The organism is Anaerotignum faecicola, assembly GCA_024460105.1.
In the GTDB taxonomy this organism is placed as follows: Bacteria; Bacillota; Clostridia; order Lachnospirales; family Anaerotignaceae; genus JANFXS01.
In genome coordinates, this window is record JANFXS010000354.1 from 1 (window position 1) to 428 (window position 428).

General features: G+C 40.9%; 1 protein-coding gene. It reads left to right on the top strand.

Annotated features, from left to right (window positions below):
- Positions 1-24: 24 nt before the first annotated feature.
- Positions 25-357 (top strand): hypothetical protein, encoded by a 333-nt coding sequence (locus tag NE664_14345; GenBank protein MCQ4727815.1) that lies wholly within the window; start codon positions 25-27, stop codon positions 355-357.
- The last annotated feature ends 71 nt before the right edge of the window (positions 358-428 follow it).

Here is a 428-nt window from a genome sequence, read left to right on the forward strand (position 1 = left end):
CTGAGATAAAAGAGAAAGACATTGATGAAATATGTGCCAAAAGCCTTGAGTCCAAAGTTTTTTGATTTGGTTGACGCCATTGGGACAAGAAAAACGGGGCTTGCAGTTGAAATATACAAAAATCTGATTATGGCCAGAGAGGAGCCTGTAAATATACTTGGCATGATTTCGCGGCAATTCAGGATTATGCTGCAGTGCATGGCATTAATCGACGCAGGCGAACCGCAGGCAAATATAGCCGCAATAATAGGAGAGAATCCCTATGCGGTTAAGAAATGTATAGCCCAGGGGAAGAACTTTACGCCTCAAACGCTTAAAAAAGCTTTTAGATGCCAATTATGGTATCTACACTATTAGGCAATTTTTCCAGAATATCTTGGCATTGTGCATTTTTCAGTGCTGTCATAACTTCCTGTCGTGTCGCATTT